The sequence below is a fragment of the Paenibacillus sp. FSL H8-0315 genome (genome assembly GCF_038005365.1).
Lineage (GTDB): Bacteria > Bacillota > Bacilli > Paenibacillales > Paenibacillaceae > Paenibacillus_AQ > Paenibacillus_AQ odorifer.
In genome coordinates, this window is record NZ_JBBOTA010000001.1 from 1062962 (window position 1) to 1083951 (window position 20990).

Below are 20990 nucleotides of genomic sequence, written 5' to 3' on the forward strand. Positions count from 1 at the left end.
ATTCCCCTAGGTCCCATAAACACCAAGCTCTTAGAAAATCGGGATTATCGTCACTTGCAGCACTGACATTACTCTACAATTTCGGTGAAATCGACATTTTCAACAATCCAGCGTTTACGTGGATCGACTTTGTCACCCATAAGTGTTGAAACACGGCGCTCCGCCTTAGCAGCATCCTCAATCTGTACCTGAAGCAGCGTACGCGACTCAGGATTCATCGTTGTCTCCCACAGCTGATCGGGGTTCATCTCACCCAATCCTTTATAACGCTGAAGCTCGAAGTTTTTGCCGAATTCCTTTAAGTAATTTTGCAGCTCTTCATCACTCCACGCATACCTTACGGTCTCCAGCTTACCCGTTTTGCGGGTCAACTTATAAAGTGGAGGCTGAGCGATAAAGACCTTGCCTGCATCTAATAAAGGCTTCATATAACGATAGAAAAATGTCAGCAGCAGCACCTGAATATGCGCCCCATCGGTATCGGCATCGGTCATAATGATAATTTTGGAATAATTGCTGTCTTCGACAGTGAAATCCGGACCAATTCCAGCACCTATTGTAGATATAATTGCTTTATACTCGTCGTTCTTCAGGATGTCCAGCAGCTTAGCTTTCTCCGGATTCATCGGTTTACCTTTTAGCGGCAATATCGCTTGAATCTTAGAGTCACGGCCTTGCTTAGCTGAACCACCGGCGGAATCACCTTCCACGATGAACAGCTCCGTACGTGTAACGTCCTTTGATTGTGCAGGAGACAGCTTACCGCCAAGATTCGAGCTTTCGCTGCGTTTCTTGCCTGTGCGGATCTCATCGCGGGCTTTACGTGCCGCTTCCCGGGCTTTCGATGCTTGAATCGATTTCTTCAGCAGGCTCTGCGCAACTTGTGGATTCTCTTCCAAGAAACGCGCCATATTTTCAGAAACGATATAATCTACTGCACTACGGGCGGAAGCACTGCCAAGCTGATCCTTCGTCTGTCCAACAAATTCAACCTCGGACATTTTTACACTGATGACAGCCATCATGCCTTCCCGCAGATCATTACCTTCCAGGTTTTTATCTTTTTCTTTAAGCAATTGCGTGCGGCGGGCATATTCATTTAATACACGAGTGTACGCAGTTTTAAAGCCGGTCTCATGTGTGCCCCCGCTGCGAGTTGGAATGGAGTTTACGAAGGAAGCCAAGGTTTCTGTGTAGCCTCCGTTGTATTGCAGAGCTACTTCTACCTCGATATCATCCTTTTCTGCACTGAAATGAATAACATCATGGAGAACATCTTTACCTTCGTTGAGAAACTGCACAAATTGACTGGCTCCACCTTCATAAAAGAATTCATCCTGACGGTTGCTCCGCTCATCTTGCAGTGTAATACGCAGACCGGAATTCAGAAAAGCAATCTCCTGAACCCGCTCTGCCAGCGTGTCATAATTCAGAGCAATTCCATTTGGGAAGACACGAATATCTGGCTTGAAAGTAATTTTCGAACCAGTTCTATTGGTGTTACCCAGAACTTCAAGACCAGTTACAGGTTCGCCAACATGCTCCTTGCCCTTCTTGTCCACCCAGTACTCAAATCGCTGCCGGTGGATTTTGCCCTCACGATAAATCTCTACTTCGAGCCATTCAGACAAAGCGTTTGTGACAGAAGCCCCTACGCCATGCAAACCGCCTGATTTTTTATAACCCGATCCACCGAACTTACCGCCCGCATGCAAAATTGTAAATACAACTTGCGGGGTAGGTACCCCTGTCTTATGCATTCCAGTTGGGATCCCCCGTCCATTATCGCTAACGGTTACCGAGCCATCCTTGCGAAGCAGTATGTCAATCTTTGTACAATACTTGGCTAAATGCTCATCTACGGCATTATCTACGATTTCCCATACTAAATGATGTAGTCCTGAAGAACTCGTACTGCCGATATACATGCCAGGTCGTTTGCGTACTGCAACCAGACCTTCGAGCACTTGAATGTCGTCAGCATCGTATCCAGTACGGCCATTCTCGCCGTTATTAGAAACTTCAGCAAACATATCGATCTGTTCGAGCATTCATGCTCCTCCTTCTTTTCTCTATACTAAGAAGAAACGGCTTGGCCGTCCTTTTTGTTAAGAACGGTATCCGTTACTGCCAAAAACCTAAGGATAGAATATAACGTGAAATTATACTCTCCTATATTTCTAAGAAATGCAAACAAACGTTTTGGTCACTTTGTTCATTCTAATTCAAAATATCCCTTTTCGTAAAGACGGCGAATGAAATGATCACCGAAGCGGCCCCCCATACAGCCAGCACAGCCATGGAAAATGACAAGGACATCCCTTCAATGGGGGCGGGAGTACCAGACAAATAGCTGGTCAGCCCAAGATTTACCATAAATAAATATTTCGCTGTTGTCCAGGCAGAGGCCATATTGGTCAGTATACTACCTGCAATCAGCGCTGCCATCATAACTACTATACTCGCCGCAGTACTGCGAACAAGCACCGAGATCATGAACGCGAGCAGTGCAACCACTACGCTGACGAACCAAATCAAACCACCTTGCATAAGCATATATTTCCACTGGGGTACTGCATGTACAGTAGACATATCTAGCGAATCACCACTGATTTTAAAGCCTGTAAAAACAGGAATGTTAAAACCTTTAAAACCAAAGGCGAGACCAGAGATAAAGTAACTGATTGCAAATGTGGAAAGTACGATAAGCGAGACAAACATTAGCAGTGCTGTCATTTTGCTAAAAAGCACCTTCCAACGCTTGACCGGCCTAGTCAACAGCATTTTGATAGTTCCGGTTGTCCTTTCGGCCGAGACCAAATCTGAGGCCACCGCCATAATGAGCAACGGAATAAATAATGTAACCGAATTATCCATAAATTCACGGGTGAAGGTAACCCCGCTAGGTTCATTCGGATTAACGTCATGGTGAAGATAATACTGAAGCTGTTGTACAAATATTCGCCGATAAGTCTTCCATTCCTCTGGAATCCGGTCACTGCCCAGTGAATTTTGATTATCGATAATCTGCTGCTGGATCTCAAGCCGCCAATCGGAATTAAATTTCTCCCGACTCCGTTCGGCTGAACGCATCTGTGCATAGGTGAACATAGGCACCAGTACAATCAGAATCAGCAGTATAACATAAAACCGTTTCTTTTTTATAATCTTCAAGCACTCATTACGGATTAGCGGAAGCAAGTTACTCAACATTCTCACCCTCCGTTAGTTTCAAGAATAGCTGTTCCAGTGTCGGATTAATTTTATGCACAGCCCTCACCTCGATTTCAGCAGTAACCATTACGGCCACAATCTCGGGGATCAGATCCTGATCCATGATCGTTATTAAAGAATTGGGGCCCATCCCGGCAATAATTGAGTCATCCAATGTGACGTCTTCCAGTTTCTGAATTTGAATATCTGAACGATCAGCCAGCATTTCCCGGGCCTCAGCAAAAGGCTCCAGCTCCCAAAGTACATACGGCGAATTACGAGCGATCAGCTCATCTACCGCACCTACTGCCAATACACGCCCTTTACTAATAATCGCTACACGGTCGCAAAGAAGCTGAATTTCACTAAGCAGATGGCTGGATACGAACACCGCCAGCCCTTCATCCGCCAGCTTGCGAATGAATTCTCGCAGCTCTTTAATGCCTTTAGGGTCAAGTCCATTCGTCGGCTCGTCCAAAATAAGCAGCCGTGGACGTCCTAACAGCGCCTGCGCAATGCCTAATCGTTGTCTCATCCCAAGCGAGTATGTACTTACCTTATCATGTATCCGCTGATCTAATCGAACAATATCTACCACTTCGCTAATACGTTCATTGTCTACGCCAGGCTGCATCCGGGCAAAATGCTGCAAATTCTCCCATCCGGTCAAATAGGTATACACCTCAGGATTCTCAACGATAGAGCCTACATATTGCAATGCTTTTTCCGGATTTCGGTTCACATTGTACCCACATACTGTAATCTTGCCCTCAGTAGGTCGAATCAAATCCACAAGCATGCGGATCGTGGTCGTCTTCCCAGCGCCATTAGGCCCGAGAAAGCCGAAGATTTCCCCTTCTCTCACATCGAAAGTGACATCATCTATAATCCATTTTCGTCCTATTTTTTTACGTACCCCGTCCACAGACAAGACGACTGTGCCGGAGTCTTCACTATTCGTTTTTGTCATATTTAATTTAGCTCCTTGTGACTGTCATTTTCTCGGTTTGTACTTGCTCAAAGGGCATTTACCTACATGATCTTACTGCAAAATTTAACACTCACCTATATACTACTGCACAGCCTGTATGAACCGTTCTCCGATTCGCTGATAACCATCACCATTAGGATGAAAATGATCGGTGGATAAATACTTGTCCAAATGTCTGTTGAATAAGTCAAACGTAGGAACCAAGGTCATGTTGCTATGCTTATTAATAATATCCATTGCCGTATTATTCCACTTCGTTACCGCTTGATTGCCTGGTGCCAGTAATTCTGGAATATCGCCAAAGGGATTATACAGCCCCATATAGTAAACTTGCGCATTCGGATTGATCTGTGAGATTTTATCGAGAATCTTCTCCAGTCTAGCTGCTGCTTCTGGCAGAGCGGCTAATAAAGACTCTGGAGTCAGCTCCTGCCCCGAGGTTGATGAAGTTGTGTTGCCCTGTTGCGCCCCATTATTCTCAAGAATATCCGAATCCTTAAACAGATCATTTCCTCCGACGGAAAGCAAAACAACATTCGACATGCGCAAGGCATACTCCACACCATCTTCGTTCAGTTTGCTTAACAGCCCCGCAGTAGTCAACCCGTTAATCCCCATATTGCCTAAAAAGTCTACGGTGACACCTTTTGCAGATAAACCAGTAACCGTACGCTTAACAAACCCTTCTCCGGTGTTATCACCGGTCCCCTTGGTAAGCGAATCCCCGAGCGCAACAATTTTGAGGAGCTTGACGGTCTCCGTCACCGGTGCGGCTGTTTGCTGAGGCAAGCTGCTCTCGGTAACCTCTCCGACCGGATAGATAATATCTTTAACCGCATAAACTAAACCAACCATCAAAACTATAGTTGTTACTATGGAAATCAAGCTGACGCTGCGCCATGTCCATTTCGAATCCTTCAAAGCTATCCCTCCGTATGCCGTTCTATTATGTATTGTTCCACAATTTACAAAGATCTTAACTATGTTACATAAACATAATTCTTCCATACAAGTTTTGCAAATGTCTAGCAAAGAAAAAAATCCCGCTGCTACAGTGTTTTTGCCGAGGAACGAGTGTGGACTTTTTTGAAAATAAAAAAATACTGGCTTTTTAATTAATGCCATTATATAATATTCACCGTTGACTCTTTAGACATTACGGGTTATTAGCTTAGCTGGTAGAGCAGCCGACTCTTAATCGGCAGGTCGCAGGTTCGACCCCTGCATAACCCATAGAGCTAGACAGAAGAAGTAAGGACAAGTTCCTTACTTCTTTTTTTGTTGCATTTTTATTCTTCACCACACAAAAAAAACCGCTCCCCGAATTACATAGGAGAACGATTTCTTCCTGAAGCATCTACTCGTATTATTTACCAATAAACTCTTGAACCCAGTAATTATTATCATAGCCTACACCGATATAATTGAAGTTAGCATTCAAAATATTAGCGCGGTGACCTGGACTATTCATCCATGCCTTCATTACTTCCTCTGGTGTTTTTTGTCCCATTGCGATATTCTCACCTGCGGCTTTATAAGTGATGCCAAAGGATTTCATCATATCAAAAGGTGAACCATACGTAGGTGAAGTATGTGAGAAATAGTTATTCGAACGCATATCTGTAGCTTTTGTAGCGGCAACTTTGTGCAGGCTGTCCAATCCAGCTACAGGTGACAAACCAGCTGCTGCACGTTCTTTGTTTACCAGCGTTACGATTTGCTGAACATAGGTTCCTTTATTGCTCACAGCACCTGTTGTAGTTGTATTATCAGTTGGCTTAGTTACAGTAGTTGTGTCTGCTGGCTTTGTAACCGGTTTTGTAGTTGTAGTTGTGGTCGTGTTGTCTTTGTTTGGTACTGTTCCAGTTTGCGGCTTAGTCACCACGATTGTGCTATTCGAAAAAGGGAATCCCTCAAGATTAGCTTGTTTAAAATATTGTAATATTTGCTCATAACTTGTGCCTTTTATTGTTACTGTCGATTCATTCGATGCCGCATTTGCTTCCAATGGAAGAGAAATACTAAGTGCCATAACAGCTGCCACGCTACCACCGATGATTGCTTTTAATGTCTTGTTCTTCAATCTGCCATCTCCTTTTTTCTTGCGTGTAATATATGCTTCTGCCTAGAGTGACCATCTACAAATGTTACAAAGTTGTAATTTGTTCCTCAGTCATTGTAGCATAAATCTCTCAAATGTGCGCTTCTAATTTTTTACATATAATAGTCTTGACTGTAAGATTTCCGATTCCTAGATACATTCGCTTTCTTCCGCTGTTTTCCTGCCTAAAAATACCATTTTACCTGTTATTCGCGAAAAAAAGCGAGAAAAAGCAAAAAAAGTCGCCCTCCCCGAAAGGACGGCAACTTCAGCAAACCTATGGATACCTGACGATTAATGGAACGATTGCCAGAACTCGCCCTCCGTAGAGATCAATCCCATGATTTCCGCATAAGGAATCCGGAAGGTTGGAAAACCTGCAGAATACGGAGCGATCTCATAAGGTGCGAAATATAGATACAACGCTTCATTATCTACAAAGAAGGGCTGATCCGAGGTAATTCCTTTATACGTATCCGGAAAAACATATGAATATTGTGGATCGTTCTCGATCTGTTTGCCCACAATTTTACTGAGCTTCTCCACATATCTGCTGCCTGGCTTGAACAAATCCCCCAGCTTATAGAACCTGCCGCTGCGCAAATTAATATGCGGATAGATTTTGGTAGGCATTCCATGTGCTGCTCCAAAAGGAAAACGATAACCGGTCAGCTCCAGCACCAGCAGGTTTTTACGGAAGAAAGAGACTGAAAAATCACCATTATAACTAAAGTCCTGGGAAACCCCTCCACTCCCAACGTCTTCAGCAAGGGATAGCTTGCGCAGCTTATCGTTAACCTCTCGCGAAACTTCAGCACTTGCAATCCCCTCAACGACCGGATAATACACCAGATAATCCCTGTTCGGTTTGTATTTCTTCTCTACTACGGAATAGGGAGGTCTCAGCGGAATGACTCCATTTTGGCGCCAAACCTGCTTTCCCTGCCGATCATAATAAGATGTGCGTTGATCTACATCTGCTCTTATCAAACGTCCGCTAAGGGTGAGTGTTCCTGCCCCTGGAATAACTGGGGGCTGGGCTGCCTTTTTTCCACTTCTATCGATAAAATAGGTATCTTTAGCATCAAATACAGACGCCAATCCCTCCTGGTAATTGTTCACGCCAAGCAGGGTGTGATTGCTCAGGACCGCTCCCGTTTCCGCATCTGCAATTACGTAACGTGATCCGCGATAAGGCTGGCTGGGGAATACAGGCGTTCCTATGGCTACTCTGCCTTCACCTAGCTGCAATACTTCATAATATTTTGCCGGGATGATCATTTTTCCTTGTTTATCAATCAGCCCGTAGGCGTTGCCATAATTTTCAGCGGTATTCACCACCGCGCGTCCCTCTGAAAAAGGTAAAGCAGAGGTGAATTGCGGTTGAATGGCTACAGAACCATCCATATTTAAATAGCCATATTTACCGTTTTCAGTCGCTTGATAGGCTAGCAAACCTTCTCCCGGACTTCCAACGAAAGGATGGTTATACGTATGCAGAATGTTCCCATCCGGATCGATGAGCGCATACTCTCCTTCTTTGATTTTAACCAAAGCCACGCCGTTCATAAAATCATTGGCATCCACATAAATCGCGGGCAGCACCTCTTTGCCTTGCGCGTCCACATATCCATATAGCGATTGGCCACCGGTTGTATTTTGTTTTGAAAATAGTGCACGCCCCTCATGTAATGAGTTCAAATAATCATACCGGGCGGACGTCACTTCTTTGCCTTTTTCATCAATAAAAGTGTACCCCTTGGCATCCGACACGACCGCGCGCTCTTCCGAAAAAGGCGCAATAAAAGAATAGATCGGCTTCACTCGTTCTCTTCCAGTGCTGTCAATGAGCCCGCTGCTATTTTTTCGCTGAACTACGGCAAGACCGTTCTTCTGAAAATCCTCAGCATATTCGTACCGAGGTTCAATCTGAACACGGCCTTCGTCGTTAATATATCCCCAAAGTGTGCCCTCTTTGAGATTAAACGGCGCGGGATGCAGACCCGTGGTCCGCAGATCGTCCCCCACCCACTCCGGCAATAAGTATGGCGCCTCAAAAGGCTTATTAGAGTAATCTACACGATATAATCCCGCTTCTGCCGGAATCGTGACGAATAACTCCTCTTCCGTGCGTATGAAATCCTCATCCTGCTGAGTAATATATTCGTTCCAGCCAATGCCATCCCATTTCCATACATCCGCCTGTATCAGACCATTGTCATTCCCTTTCCCCAGCTCATTCAACCTAATTCTTAACATCCAGTCGCTCCCCTTTAACAAAGGCATTTGCCTATAGAATATGGGAGAACGTTGGTTTATGTGCTTTTTGATCTTTGGGGTTAGGGGGAGGCGTATTCCAGGATAAAAATACCGTGTTTCCTCCATAGTTGCTCGTTTCGGCGAATTCTAGGGCATTTTTGCCTCTCTTTCCTCCACTGTAGCTCGTTTCGGCGAATTCTAGAGCATTTTTGCCTCTCTTTCCTCCACTGTAGCTCGTTTCGGCATATTCTAGGGCATTAATGCTTCTCTTTCCTCCACCTTCGCTCGTTTCGGTGTATTCTAGGGCATTAATGCCTCTCTTTCCTCCTTCTCGCTCGTTTCGGCGTATTCTAAGGCATTTTTGCCTCTCTTTCCTCCTCCGTAGCTCGTTTCGGCGTACTTTAGAGCATTAATGCCTCTCTTTCCTCCTCCGTAGCTCGTTTCGGCGTACTTTAGAGCATTAATGCCTCTCTTTCCTCCTCCGTAGCTCGTTTCGGCGTACTTTAGAGCATTAATGCCTCTCTTTCCTCCTCCGTAGCTCGTTTCGGCGTACTTTAGAGCATTAATGCCTCTCTTTCCTCCTCCGTAGCTCGTTTCGGCGTATTCTAGGGCATTTTTGCCTCTTTTTCCTCCTCCTTCGCTCGTTTCGGCGTATTCTAGGGCATTTTTGCCTCTCATTCTTTCACGTTAGCTCATTTCAGCTAATTCTACGGGATTTATACCGTTCTTTCGCCACACATAGCTCGTTTCGGCTAATTCTGCGGGATTTATACTGTTCTTTCGCCCCACGTAGCTCGTTTCGGCTAATTCTGCGGGATTTATACTGTTCTTTCGCCACACATAGCTCGTTTCAGCCAATTCTACGGGATTTATACCGTTCTCTCACCTCATGGTGCTTCTGTTCTGTTACTAATATTAGTTTGTTGATATTGTTGGTGAGCTATGATGAATATGATGTGTTTTCGTGGTTCTCCTGATAGCGATGGTCGTGTTATTGCTGCTGGTATTGATTTGTGGCGGTGATTGCCGTGTTCATGCTGACAATGTTGAGTGGATTGTGCTAGCCGTGTTTGTGTTGAAGATATTAATTGGTGTTGGTAATGGTGTTGGTAATGATGCTGTAGATGTTCCGTGGCGGTGATGGTGCAACTATCGGGTGGAGTAAATCCAATTGGTGCAATATTAGATTTGATGGAGCAGGGGTGGCAATGTTGATTGAAGTTGGTGGTGGTAAGTAATGTTGATGTTGATGTTGATGTTGATGTTGATGTTGATGTTGATGTTGATGTTAGTGTTGCTGGAGCTGTTTAGTCATGGTGGCATTTTGGCGGGTATTTTTAGTGGTATGTTTGTTTCATGTTGGTAATAGCCATTGGTGATCTGTGTGTTAGTGTTGTTGACGCTATTTGGTCGTGGTGGCATTTTAGTGGGTAGTATTGGTGTTGAGTAGTTGGTAGTACTGTAGTTAGTGGTGTTTTGGTTGGCAGTACCGTAGTTAGTGGTGCTTTAGTTAGCAGCGCTGTAGTTAGCAGCGCTGTAGTTAGCAGTGCTGGATAGTGGCATTATTGGTGTAGTTGATTTATTGGTGTAGTTGATATTATTACTGTACTTGCTGCTGGTCCCAATGGTACTAGTGGGAGCGGAAGTGGTTTAACCCCTAACTAATTAAACTAGTTTTTGTGGGTAGTTTTCGTGCTCGTGCGTAGTTTTTCTATGCGAGGAGCAAGGGGGCAACGTTAAGTGCATGTGAATTGGTACTTTTAATTTGCTTCTAATGAATTGCTTCTTATAAATCGGTACTTTTAAATTGCATCTTATGAATTATTTCTTACGAGTTGCTTAATATCAGCAAGCGAAATGGACAAACCAAAAAGCGTTTGCCATAAATAGCAAACGCTATAATCACCACACATCCCCCACACAACTACTTCTTCGAAGAATATTTCCGCATATCAAATGCGACCGCGGCGATGATGATCAGACCTTTGATAATCAACTGATAGTAAGGGCTGATGCCGATAAAGGTCAGGCCGTAGTTGATTAAGGTAAAGATAATAACACCGACCAGAACACCTGGCACTGTTCCGATACCACCGGTTGTGGACACCCCGCCCACGACGCAAGCAGCAATCGCATCAAGCTCATACATGTTACCATAGTTATTGGTTGCGCCACCTGTTCTGGCAGCCTCCAGCACACCAGCCAAACCATAAAGGGCTCCAGCAATCGCATAGATGTAGATCAAGTTCTTGGAAACATCGATGCCAGATACTTTAGCTGCCTGCATGTTACCGCCGATAGCGTACATGTTCTTGCCCAGCTTAGTTTTATTGAACACCACCCATACGATGGCGGCGACACCCAAGGCTATCAGCACGATATACGGGATTGAATATTGCCCCTTGCCAATAAACCCGGAACCGATCGTAGTGAAATCTGGACGCAGGCCGCCAATCGGCTGTGATTGGTTGGGGTCCATGTCAAAGTACAAAGAATTCAAGCCGTAGACGATAACCATCGTACCCAGTGTTGCGATAAACGGCGGAACGTTCAGCTTGGAGACGACAATACCATTGACCAGTCCGCAGAGAAGACCAGCGATGATAGCTATAAGGATCGGAAGCCAAACTTGCACCTGCGGCAGATCAGGAAAAAAGCGCCGGGAATAATCCGGAATTTGCAGCATCGAAGCAGAGATTACCGCTGTAAAACCAACCACACGTCCAGCAGACAAGTCCGTCCCAGCTGTGATAAGGATGAAGGCAACACCAAGCGCGATGATAATCCGTGTTGACGACTGAATTAGAATGTCCCGTAAAGTATTTACAGAGATAAAGGCCGGCTCATATAAGGCAATACCCATAATTAGAATTACCAAGACAATATAAATAGCATTTTGAGTAATAAAAGATTGGGCTCGTTTAGCGTTCATTAGTAGTGTTCCTCCTTAAAGTTACGCGAAGAGTACTTCTCTTCGTAAACCAAATCTAGTTTCGCCCAGCAAAACTATCATTGAAATCCTATCCTAATGCTGTGCAGCGAGCCGCATAACTTCGGTTTCCGTAGCTTGCTCGCCTTCTAGTATTCCGGTAAGCCTACCCTCCGACATGACCATTACACGGTCAGACATTCCGAGCAGCTCCGGCATTTCTGAGGAGATCATAATGATGCTTTTCCCTTGCTGCGCCAAGTCGGCAATAATCGAATAAATCTCGAATTTAGCCCCTACGTCGATACCGCGAGTCGGCTCGTCCAGAAGCAGGATTTCGGGCTCGGTTAGAAGCCATCTGGCGAGCAGCACTTTTTGCTGATTCCCACCAGAAAGATTCATGATTAGCGTTTTGGTTGTTGGAGTTTTGGTCCGTAATTTTTCAATCATTTTATCGACTTCTTCTTTTTTCTTTTTTCCATCTAGTAGAAGTAGTAGTTTCTGGTATCGATGCAGATTAGCGATTGCGCCATTTTCATGAACAGACAAGACTGGAAAAATACCGGTGACACGCCGTTCCTCCGTAAGCAAAGCCATTCCGTGTTTCTTAGCATCCTTGGGAGATTGGATATGAATGCGCTTACCATCGATAGAAATCGTCCCCGATTTGATAGCCCTCAGGCCGAATAATGCCTCAATAACCTCTGTTCTCTGAGCGCCTACCAGACCACCAATCCCTAAAACCTCACCTCGTCTTAATTCAAAAGAAACATCTTTAAACGATCTTTCTTCAGGGGAGGTTAACCCTTCCACCTTCATATATACTTCGCCAGGCACGTTAAAGCGTTCTGGGAATCGATTGGTCAAGTCACGGCCGACCATTTTGGAAATGATAAGGTCTGTGGTCAATTCCGCCGCTGGCCAGGTTCCGATTTTTTTACCGTCCCGCATAATGGTAACTTCGTCAGAAATCTCGAGAATCTCTTCCATTTTGTGAGATATATAAATAATAGCTACGCCTCTACTCCTAAGGTCCCGTATGATCCGAAATAAATGCTCCACCTCCACACTGGTCAGGGAGGAAGTAGGTTCGTCCATTACAATAACGCGGGAGTGAAAAGAGACAGCCTTCGCAATTTCAATGGATTGGATTTTGGATACAGAGAGCTTACCCACTAATGTCTCGGGATTCAGATCGATATCCAGATCTTTAAACAAATTCTCCGTGTCAGTGTACATTTTCTTATGGTCAATAAACTGAAAAGGTCCAATCCCTTTGGTTGGGAAACGTCCTAACCAGATATTCTCCATCACACTTCGGAACGGCACGGGATGCAGCTCCTGATGAATCATGGAGATCCCATTTTTCAAAGCGTCATTTGAGCTTCCGATAGAGGTCTTCTCACCCTCCAAAAAAATCTCACCGGCATCCGGTGAATAAATACCAAAGAGACATTTCATTAAAGTGGACTTACCCGCACCATTCTCGCCCATAAGGGCATGCACCGAACCTGGTCTGACCTTTAAACTAACTGCATCCAGCGCTTTGACGCCGGGGAATTCTTTAGTAATGTCATTCATTTCTAGCAAAAACTCAGCTTTTTCCATGTTGTTACGCCCCCTACGCTTTTTTCTTTTTTCATGAGAGGCACAGCGGTTTCATCCTGTTCCCTGCCTGAAAGAAATCCGAGGAGCGAAAATCCGCTCCCCGTTGCTGCCATAAGATCATGAATTCCATCTAGATTAGAGCGTTATTATTTGGCGTCATCGATATTGTCTTTGGTGATCTTTTTATAGGAAATCCACACGTATTGGTTGTCTGTGATATCAAAGCCTACGTTATCTTTTGTAGGTGTTTCTCCTTTAGCAAGCAGAGCAGCAACTGTGATCGCAGCTTTACCTTGGTTGTTCGCATCATTCAGCACGGTACCAAGCATCGTTCCATCTTGCAGCGCTTGAATCGCAGGAGCAGTAGCATCTACACCTACTACCGGCATGAATTTATCACCCGTGAAGTAACCTGAAGCTTTCAGAGCTTCGATTGCACCGAGAGCCATATCGTCATTGTTCGCAAGCACAGCTTCAATTTTGTCGCCATGGGAGCCAAGGAAGGCTGCCATTTTTTCTTGCCCTTTTACGCGGTCCCACATCGCAGTATCTTCAGCCAGCTTTTCTACCTTGATGCCGGCATCTTCAATTGCTTGGATGGAGTAAGTAGTACGAAGCTCAGCGTCTTGGTGCCCCGGTTCGCCTTTTAGCATTACGTATTGGAGGACACCGTCGCCGTTTTTATCCGCTTCAGGATGTGCCTTCCAGTAGTCCACGATCAGTTGACCGGACATAGTTCCGGATTCTTCCGCTTTAGCGCCTACATAATAAACCTTATCCCATTTCTTCATATCTTCTGGCAGCGGCTCGCGGTTCAGGAAAACCACCGGAATATTTGCCGCTTTTGCTTTTTCGATAATAACGCCAGCCGCAGTACGGTCAACCGGATTGATCAGCATGCCTTTATATTTTTTGGTGATGAACAAGTCAACTTTGTCATTTTGTGTGGGTTGAGAATTTTGGCTATCTACGATATCTACAGTAGCAATGCCTTTGGCAGCAGTGTCGATTGCGTTACGAACACCTGTCATGAAGGTATCGTCAAATTTGTAAATGGCTACCCCTACTTTTGGCGTTTCAGTGGAAGAGCCCGCATTTTCAGTTTTTGGAGCGTTGGTAGCTTTACCACTGTCTGCATTATTGTTGCTATTGCCACAGCCTGCCAGGGCGGCACCCAGTATTGCGCTTGCTAAAAGAACGGAAGTGATTTTTTTCATTATTCATTGACCTCCTGTTTATACTTCTTTTTTTTGGTTTAACCCTGAATTCTCTCGGGCACATCCATATTATGCCTTAGGTGAAAACAGTTTCGAATATAAAATCCTACTCACTTTTATAAAAATTCTACTGAACCCAAAAAACGAATACCTCCCATTTTAAGGATGGCATTCGTCTTTTCAAAAATAAACCGTCCACTATCTGACGAAGGGAAATAACAATTTCTGATTCTCAGGCCACAGCATATTGTCCAAATCAATGAGTTTAGTGCCCGTATCGACACGTTCAGGAACATCCATTCCTTCGATTACCTCAACGGCATGTTTTACGGCTAAATACCCGTTACTAAAAGGATTTTGGATTACGGTCGCTTGAACCGTACCCTCCTGCAGCAACTCCATCATTGACGGGGAGCTGTCGAACGCAACCATTTTAATATTATGCAGCCCTCGGCTCTGGATAGCTTTTGCCGCCCCCTGTGAAGCTGTCTCATTCAAGCTGGCGATCCCGCGAAGATTTGGATGTTTCAGCAGCATTAACCGTGTCAGCTCTTCAGCATCACTAATACTCGAAGTGGTATATGAAATCTCTACTACCTGTATGTTCGGATATCGGGCAGCGTAATTTAAAAATCCCTTTTCCCGCTCCTCCGCGTCCCTAGCACCATATTCAATGCCGTTTGAAGACTCCTGCTCCGCCCCCAAAGATGAATTTGTGAAGTTAATGATGCCGACCTCCCCGTATCCATTTAGCAGCTGAATGAGTCTTTCTGCAGACTTTTGTCCCGCTTCATAACCGTTTGAACCCACATAGGCTCTTACTCTGGCCGAACCGACTTCTGCATCCACAGACAATACGGGAATCTTGGAATATGCCGCCCGATCAACCACTTGTGCAAGTCCCATGTAGCTGCTGGCAGCTAAAATAATAACGTCCGCTTTTTCTTTAATGGAGTCCTCAACCATTCTGACCTGTTCCGCAATATCACTCTCAGCATTCGGAGCTTTGAACGTTAGTTTCACATTAAATTCCTGTGCCGCGGCTTCTGCACCCAATCTAACTGTATTCCAATAGTCGCCTTTGTTCATTTTCACAATAAGATGAATATTGCGGGTTTTGTTCGTGTTGATATAATTAGGTGCCGAATTGAAACACGACGTGATCGTGGTCCATAACACCACACATACCAGCAGGGTTAGCCAAAAACGAACGATTCTCATACCGATGTCTCATCCTCCTCATGTCCAGGATTGCCCTCGCCTGCTGCGAGTGCCGGGAAGATAAGAGTAACCGTAGTGCCTTCTTCAATTTCACTTTCAAAAGAAAGACCATAATCACGCCCATAATACAGCTCAATACGCTCGTTAACATTTCTAACGCCTACCCCGGAGCCATGCATACTCTTACTGCCGCCTGTTAAAAGAACCTTCATAGTCTCCTCGGACATTCCCAGTCCATTATCACGAATGCGGATGATGACAAGATCATCCTTCAGCTCCGCTTGGATCGAAATAAAACCTTCATCAGGCATCATTTCAATCCCGTGATACAGGGCATTCTCCACAATAGGTTGTAAAATTAGCTTAATCGTCTGACACTGCAGCACTTCATCCTGAGCCTCGATCTCGTAGCGGAACTTATTTTTGAACCGAAAACTCTGAATCACAAGGTAATGACGAACATGATCAAGCTCTTCCTGCACGGTAATCATATTATTCCCTTTACTAAGACTAATCCGGAAAAACTTCGATAAGGACTGAATCATCGTGACTACCTCCTCAGTCTTGCCGCGTTCAGCGAGCCGGATCACAGAATTCAGGGTATTGTACAGAAAGTGCGGATTGATCTGGGATTGCAGTACTTCAAGCTCACCTTTACGTTTGGTTTCCTGTTCATAAATAATCTGATCCATCAGTTGGCGGATACGTTGCAGCATAAGGTTAAACCGTTTGGACAGCTGTTCCACCTCATACGCCCCACTGACATCTATTCGGGTGTTGAGATCCCCTTCGCCCACCTGCTGAAGCGTCCGTTCCAGCTTGCGGATAGGGCGGGCAATACGTGCAGACAAAAAGACAGATACAATAATTACACATAAAATGACTACCGCTAAAAACCAGGATAAAAAAGTGTTTAGATCACGTTTGGTGGTTACAATCTCATCATAATAAGCCACGCCCACGATCTTCCAGCCTGTCTGTTCCAGTGTTCTTACGGTGATAAACCGTTTTTCACCCGTAGACTCATCCAAATAGCTACGAAAAGCATATTCCAGTACTGGCTCCACATTCTCATATTTTAAGCCAGCGTAAATCAGCTGCTGCTGGGGATGGTACACAATATTTCCTAGCTGATCGAGGATGTAAGCGTATCCTCTTTTGCCAAGCTTAACCTGCTTGCTCAGCTCATCAATGGTTCGAAAGTTAAAATCCATCAGCAGGATGCCGGTTTTTAAGACTCCGTTCTCCTTATATTGAATTAATTTGCTGATAGACACGACCCAGATATATTGACCTTTGAACAAATTCTGAATATGAGGTGCGGAATAGGAGAGCTCTGATGTTCTTTGCGCCGTCGTAAACCAGCTCTGAGTCTCCAGCTGTGTGTTGCTGCGCAGCTTCTGACCGGGTGTACCCACGACATATTTCCCCTGTGGTGTAAAAACAGCCGCCGAGACCAGATCCTCTCTGCTCCCCATTAGCATAGCCATTCTTTCCGTCAATAAAGCGGAATCCACGGAAGGGCTATTCGTAATCTGCTCCTCCGCTGTCTCAAAAATATTGCGCATTCCCTTAACATAAAGACCCAGATTGTAATTCACTTGCTCAATGATCTGCTGCATATTCATATTGGCATTCTCTTCTGCGGTCTTGGCAAACTTGTTGTACAGCATAAGACTTACAACTACAGCTACTAGCACGGCAACAGATGTAAAAGTGAGTGTAATCGTAACTTGAATGCTTCGGAGCTTGGAGGACAACCGACGTTTTCCACCTTTGGGATGCTGCGGTCTTAGAGGAAAGGAATATGGTTTATCCTTCAGCATCTTTACCCTCCTCTGGAGCTGTTTTTATACTCTTTAGGAGATTGGCCATATTTTTTGCGGAAACAAAAGCTGAAATAGTTAGGATCGGCAAAACCTATTTTTTCTGCAATTTCAAAGGCCTTCAGCTCCGTGGACCGCAAAAGTTCCTTGGCTGCTTCTAACCTAATTTGCAAAAGATAACTAACGAACGTCATTTTCATTTCCTTCTTGAAAATACTGCTAAAATAGCCGGTACTTATATGTAAATGCTGACAAACCTTGCCGATGGAAATATCAGATTCAACATAGTGGCTGCGTATATATTCTTTAGCTTCATCAATAAGCAGCTTATAGGAGGATTGACGTTCTAATGCAATCGTATCCATTAAACCGCTACAGACTGCAATAATCCATTGCTTGGCTTCGGCCATACTATTAAATTTATTGATGGCAGTTAGCGACGAAATGCCAGAACCAATATACTTTGCAGCCTCACTGCCGGATTCTTTAGCCACTCGCAAGATAGATGTAAAAATCTCCAGCAAAAAAATCTGATAATCCTGTGTAGACACCTGCTCTGCGTCAAGACCGGCAAATAACTCCTCAACAACCTCTTTGAGTTCTTGCACCGTACCTAGTTTAATCGTCCGGATTAAGGATTGCTGGGTTAGTTCATCATAGGTTAGCAGTGTGCTGGAACGTGACTCAACGTCCTCAATCCAGATCACCCGGTTATTGCCGAGAATAAGCCGATAATCTAATGCCTGCAAGGCATCCCCAAAAGAATTAAATAACAAAGCAGGCGATGAACAGACCGTTCCGGAGCCTGCCGTGACCGTCAGCTTCAGAAAACGCTGTACGTTCTGGCGGATTTCTTCAAGAAGCTCAAAAGTCTTTCCAGTGATATCAGTTTCTTCCCCTTCTTCATGGATTGTGAGCAATACGACCTCATCACGATGAATAAACACCCTTCCAAAACCATGCTTCGAGCATATTTCTTCAGCAATATTCAGCACAGCGAATAGCTGTAAATTCTTTTCACCAGTGTCTCGTAAAGAAATTTGTCCGCCTGTTGCACCCCCAGCAGATTCCCGCTCAGGACGAATATAATCCACACTAATTACCGAAGCCTGAAACCACCGTCCCGTTAATTTTATACCATATTCAGTGCTTTTCTCAGCAATTTCATCCGTACGCAATCTACGCGAAATAAGGGACGATAAAAATTGCTCCCTTAACACAGGCAGGCTTTTCCGGTAATGCTCACTGAGTACAAATACATTTTCTTTTTCTGCAATTTCAGCCTCGATAGTGGCTCTAACCTTAAGCAATACTTCAATTAATTCCTGTGAAGAGAACGGTTTCAAAATATACTCATCAATTTGCAATTTTATCGCCTTCTGAGCATATTCAAATTCATCATACCCAGTCAAAATGATAATCTTAGTGTTAGGATGATGACTACGAATCCATTCAGCCAGCTGAAGTCCATTCATAAAAGGCATTTGGATATCGGTAACTACCACATCCGGCAGCAAACGGTCTATGGCATCCGCAGCTTCCCGTCCATTCTCCGCCTGCTCGACAATCTCAAATCCGTAACGCTCCCAGTCAATCTGCCCGATAACGCCTTCCCTAACGTCTTCTTCATCTTCAGCAAGAACTAGCTTATACATGTCTCATCCCTCTTTGGAAACGTTTTAGATGTCATAAATTTTATTGTATATGATTCAAACCAATCCATCTATGGTTAAGTTATTTAAATAGTTTTAGGTATTAATATATTAAATACATATAAAAAAAGAGTTCCAGAGCAAAAAAAAACCATCCCGCCGTAGCTGGGATGGGGATGATCGGTAACCTATAAGTATTATAGCAACGCTTTGTTAAAGCGATAGCCTGCTGTCTTTTCGAAACCGATATGACGATAAAAAGCATGTGCCGGTGCGCGTTCTACGCGGTTGCCACTTCTAAGGAAAAGCTGACAGCAACCTTGCTCACGTGCCCATTCTTCTGCTGCGGCCACAAGTCTTTTACCGAGTCCGTTTCCTCTGAGTTCTTCTGATACGATAAGTGCAGTAATCTCAGTGATACAATCTGTCTGTTTGTAATACGAGCTTACCTGTCTAAGGCCGATCATACCCACAACTTCATTGTTCAGCTCTGCTACAAGTGTGCATTGGAGATTGCTGTTCTCCATGCTTTCCAGTCTCTCTTTCATCACGCTTAGCGTTGTTGGATAGCCGAATTCCCGCAGAAGCGCTGTAACTCTCTCCAGATCATTCAAGCCGCATTTGCGAATTTCCAGTACAGGTGCCATGGTACTACTGTTCATCCTCATATACCTCCACTTTTAGCATAGACGCCGCCTGCTTGGCTATCGTCCGCGCGATTTCCACATCTTCCGCCGCACTTAACGCTACTGCCATCCGCCGACCAGGACGAACTTCCGGTTTACCAAATACGCGAACCTGAGTCCTAGGCAGTTCCAAAGCTTCACCAATTCCGGTCACAGCAAAGGCTCGTCCCTCTCCATCAGCCTTCAGCGTAGCTGAGGCACCAGGTGTCAGCAATTGTACTGACTGGACAGGAAAACCAAGAATAGCTCTGACATGCACTGCAAATTGAGATAAATCCTGCGTCGCCATCGTGACCATCCCCGTATCATGGGGTCTAGGTGACACTTCACTGAACAATACGCCTCGATCTGTCAAAAAAAGTTCCACTCCAAAAATACCGAAACCTCCGAGCTGATCCGTTACTGCATTTGCAATAGATTGCGCTTCTTCAAGCAGCTCTGGCTTCATAAAGTGAGGCTGCCAGGATTCCACGTAATCTCCATCCTTCTGAATATGTCCAATAGGTGGACAAAATACCGTACCAGACACAGATCGCACCGTCAAAAGAGTAATCTCGCTCTCAAAAGTAACAAAAGCCTCCACGATAACCCGTGTTCCTTTAGCTCTCGCTCCAACCAAAGCAGTGTTCCAGCAGTTTTCTGCATCCTCAGGGCTTTTGCATACGCTCTGACCCTTGCCAGAAGAACTCATAATCGGCTTAATGACACAAGGAGTACCTAGCTCGGCTATAGCTTGTTGCAGCTCTTCCAGACTATCCGCAAAACGGTAATCAGCAGTTGGCAGTCCAAGGTCTTCAGCCGCAAGACGACGAATCCCTTCTCTGTCCATGGTCAGCCGAGCCGCCCGCGCCGTCGGAACAACGAAAAAGCCTTCTTCTTCAAGCTCTTGAAGAGCATGAGTGGCAATTGCCTCAATCTCCGGAACAATGACATCCGGTTTCTCAGAGCGAATCAGTGCTTTCAGCGCCTCTGCATCCAGCATATCAATTACATGTGAACGATGAGCTACACCCATCGCCGGTGCATCGGTATAACGGTCTACAGCTACGGTCTCTACGCCAAGGCGTTGAGCTTCAATTATGACTTCCTTACCCAGTTCCCCGCTGCCCAGCAGCAACAGCTTGCGGCTTTGAGCTGAAAAAGGAGCTCCCCACATTGTCGATTCCAACCTCTTTCGGCAAATTGACTGTCTCGTTTTTATGAATTTCAGAAAACGTAACAGTTTCATTGTATATTTTCAGGCTTCTTTATTTTCATCCATCATACGCCAGATTGCAAGTGTTCTTC

The 20990-nt window shown here is 44.9% G+C and carries 16 protein-coding genes and 1 tRNA gene; 2 read left to right on the forward strand and 15 right to left on the reverse strand.

Annotated elements, in window-relative coordinates; all coding sequences use genetic code 11:
* Positions 1–68 precede the first annotated feature (68 nt).
* The 4 genes from parE to MHB56_RS04600 form a co-directional block, all read right to left on the reverse strand.
* Entirely contained in the window at positions 69–2051 is a 1983-nt protein-coding gene (gene parE, locus MHB56_RS04585) for a DNA topoisomerase IV subunit B (RefSeq protein WP_341143320.1), read from the reverse strand.
* Positions 2052–2220: 169 nt separating this feature from the next.
* Complete coding sequence (locus MHB56_RS04590; RefSeq protein WP_036685819.1) at positions 2221–3210, reverse strand: ABC transporter permease; 990 nt, start codon at positions 3208–3210, stop codon at positions 2221–2223.
* Positions 3203–4183, reverse strand: coding sequence for an ABC transporter ATP-binding protein (locus MHB56_RS04595; RefSeq protein ID WP_111504840.1), 981 nt, complete (start codon positions 4181–4183; stop codon positions 3203–3205). Before MHB56_RS04595 ends, MHB56_RS04590 begins: the two co-directional genes overlap by 8 nt.
* A gap of 102 nt (positions 4184–4285) precedes the next feature.
* Positions 4286–5125 carry a GDSL-type esterase/lipase family protein gene (locus MHB56_RS04600; RefSeq protein WP_341143321.1) on the reverse strand — a complete coding sequence of 280 codons (840 nt, stop codon included), beginning with the start codon at positions 5123–5125 and terminating at the stop codon, positions 4286–4288.
* Between the two features lie 239 nt (positions 5126–5364).
* Here MHB56_RS04600 and MHB56_RS04605 point away from each other — a divergent pair.
* Positions 5365–5437, forward strand: a tRNA-Lys gene (locus MHB56_RS04605).
* A gap of 133 nt (positions 5438–5570) precedes the next feature.
* On the opposite strand, the gene MHB56_RS04610 is transcribed toward MHB56_RS04605, so the two are convergent.
* From MHB56_RS04610 to MHB56_RS04620, 3 genes are all read right to left on the reverse strand, one after another.
* Complete coding sequence (locus MHB56_RS04610) at positions 5571–6287, reverse strand: CAP domain-containing protein (RefSeq protein WP_036685704.1); 717 nt, start codon at positions 6285–6287, stop codon at positions 5571–5573.
* A 312-nt stretch (positions 6288–6599) separates the two neighbouring features.
* Positions 6600–8564, reverse strand: coding sequence for a WG repeat-containing protein (locus MHB56_RS04615; RefSeq protein ID WP_341143322.1), 1965 nt, complete (start codon positions 8562–8564; stop codon positions 6600–6602).
* Positions 8565–8864: 300 nt separating this feature from the next.
* Positions 8865–9242, reverse strand: a complete 378-nt coding sequence (locus MHB56_RS04620; RefSeq protein ID WP_341143323.1) for a hypothetical protein — start codon at positions 9240–9242, stop codon at positions 8865–8867.
* Between the two features lie 286 nt (positions 9243–9528).
* Here MHB56_RS04620 and MHB56_RS04625 point away from each other — a divergent pair, with 286 nt between their 5' ends.
* On the forward strand, positions 9529–9705 hold the full coding sequence (locus MHB56_RS04625) for a hypothetical protein (RefSeq protein WP_179089550.1): 177 nt from the start codon (positions 9529–9531) through the stop codon (positions 9703–9705).
* A 783-nt stretch (positions 9706–10488) separates the two neighbouring features.
* Here the strand turns inward: MHB56_RS04625 and mglC are convergent.
* The 8 genes from mglC to purT all read right to left on the reverse strand — a co-directional run bounded on the left by mglC (position 10489) and on the right by purT (position 20859).
* Positions 10489–11496, reverse strand: a complete 1008-nt coding sequence (mglC, locus tag MHB56_RS04630; protein WP_076127586.1) for a galactose/methyl galactoside ABC transporter permease MglC — start codon at positions 11494–11496, stop codon at positions 10489–10491.
* A gap of 93 nt (positions 11497–11589) precedes the next feature.
* Positions 11590–13101 (reverse strand): sugar ABC transporter ATP-binding protein, encoded by a 1512-nt coding sequence (locus tag MHB56_RS04635; protein ID WP_076101437.1) that lies wholly within the window; start codon positions 13099–13101, stop codon positions 11590–11592.
* Between the two features lie 146 nt (positions 13102–13247).
* The gene (locus MHB56_RS04640) at positions 13248–14318 is read right to left on the reverse strand and encodes a galactose ABC transporter substrate-binding protein (protein ID WP_094903385.1); all 1071 of its coding nucleotides are present in this window, start codon (positions 14316–14318) and stop codon (positions 13248–13250) included.
* A gap of 198 nt (positions 14319–14516) precedes the next feature.
* Entirely contained in the window at positions 14517–15539 is a 1023-nt protein-coding gene (locus MHB56_RS04645; protein WP_036685687.1) for a substrate-binding domain-containing protein, read from the reverse strand.
* Positions 15536–17365 (reverse strand): sensor histidine kinase, encoded by a 1830-nt coding sequence (locus MHB56_RS04650; protein ID WP_081383399.1) that lies wholly within the window; start codon positions 17363–17365, stop codon positions 15536–15538. Before MHB56_RS04650 ends, MHB56_RS04645 begins: the two co-directional genes overlap by 4 nt.
* Before the next feature lie 2 nt (positions 17366–17367).
* On the reverse strand, positions 17368–19020 hold the full coding sequence (locus MHB56_RS04655) for a response regulator (RefSeq protein ID WP_076302736.1): 1653 nt from the start codon (positions 19018–19020) through the stop codon (positions 17368–17370).
* A 194-nt stretch (positions 19021–19214) separates the two neighbouring features.
* On the reverse strand, positions 19215–19679 hold the full coding sequence (locus tag MHB56_RS04660; protein WP_232061416.1) for a GNAT family N-acetyltransferase: 465 nt from the start codon (positions 19677–19679) through the stop codon (positions 19215–19217).
* Positions 19669–20859, reverse strand: coding sequence for a formate-dependent phosphoribosylglycinamide formyltransferase (purT, locus tag MHB56_RS04665; protein ID WP_076302737.1), 1191 nt, complete (start codon positions 20857–20859; stop codon positions 19669–19671). The genes MHB56_RS04660 and purT overlap by 11 nt, the downstream gene beginning before the upstream one ends.
* Between the last annotated feature and the right edge of the window lie 131 nt (positions 20860–20990).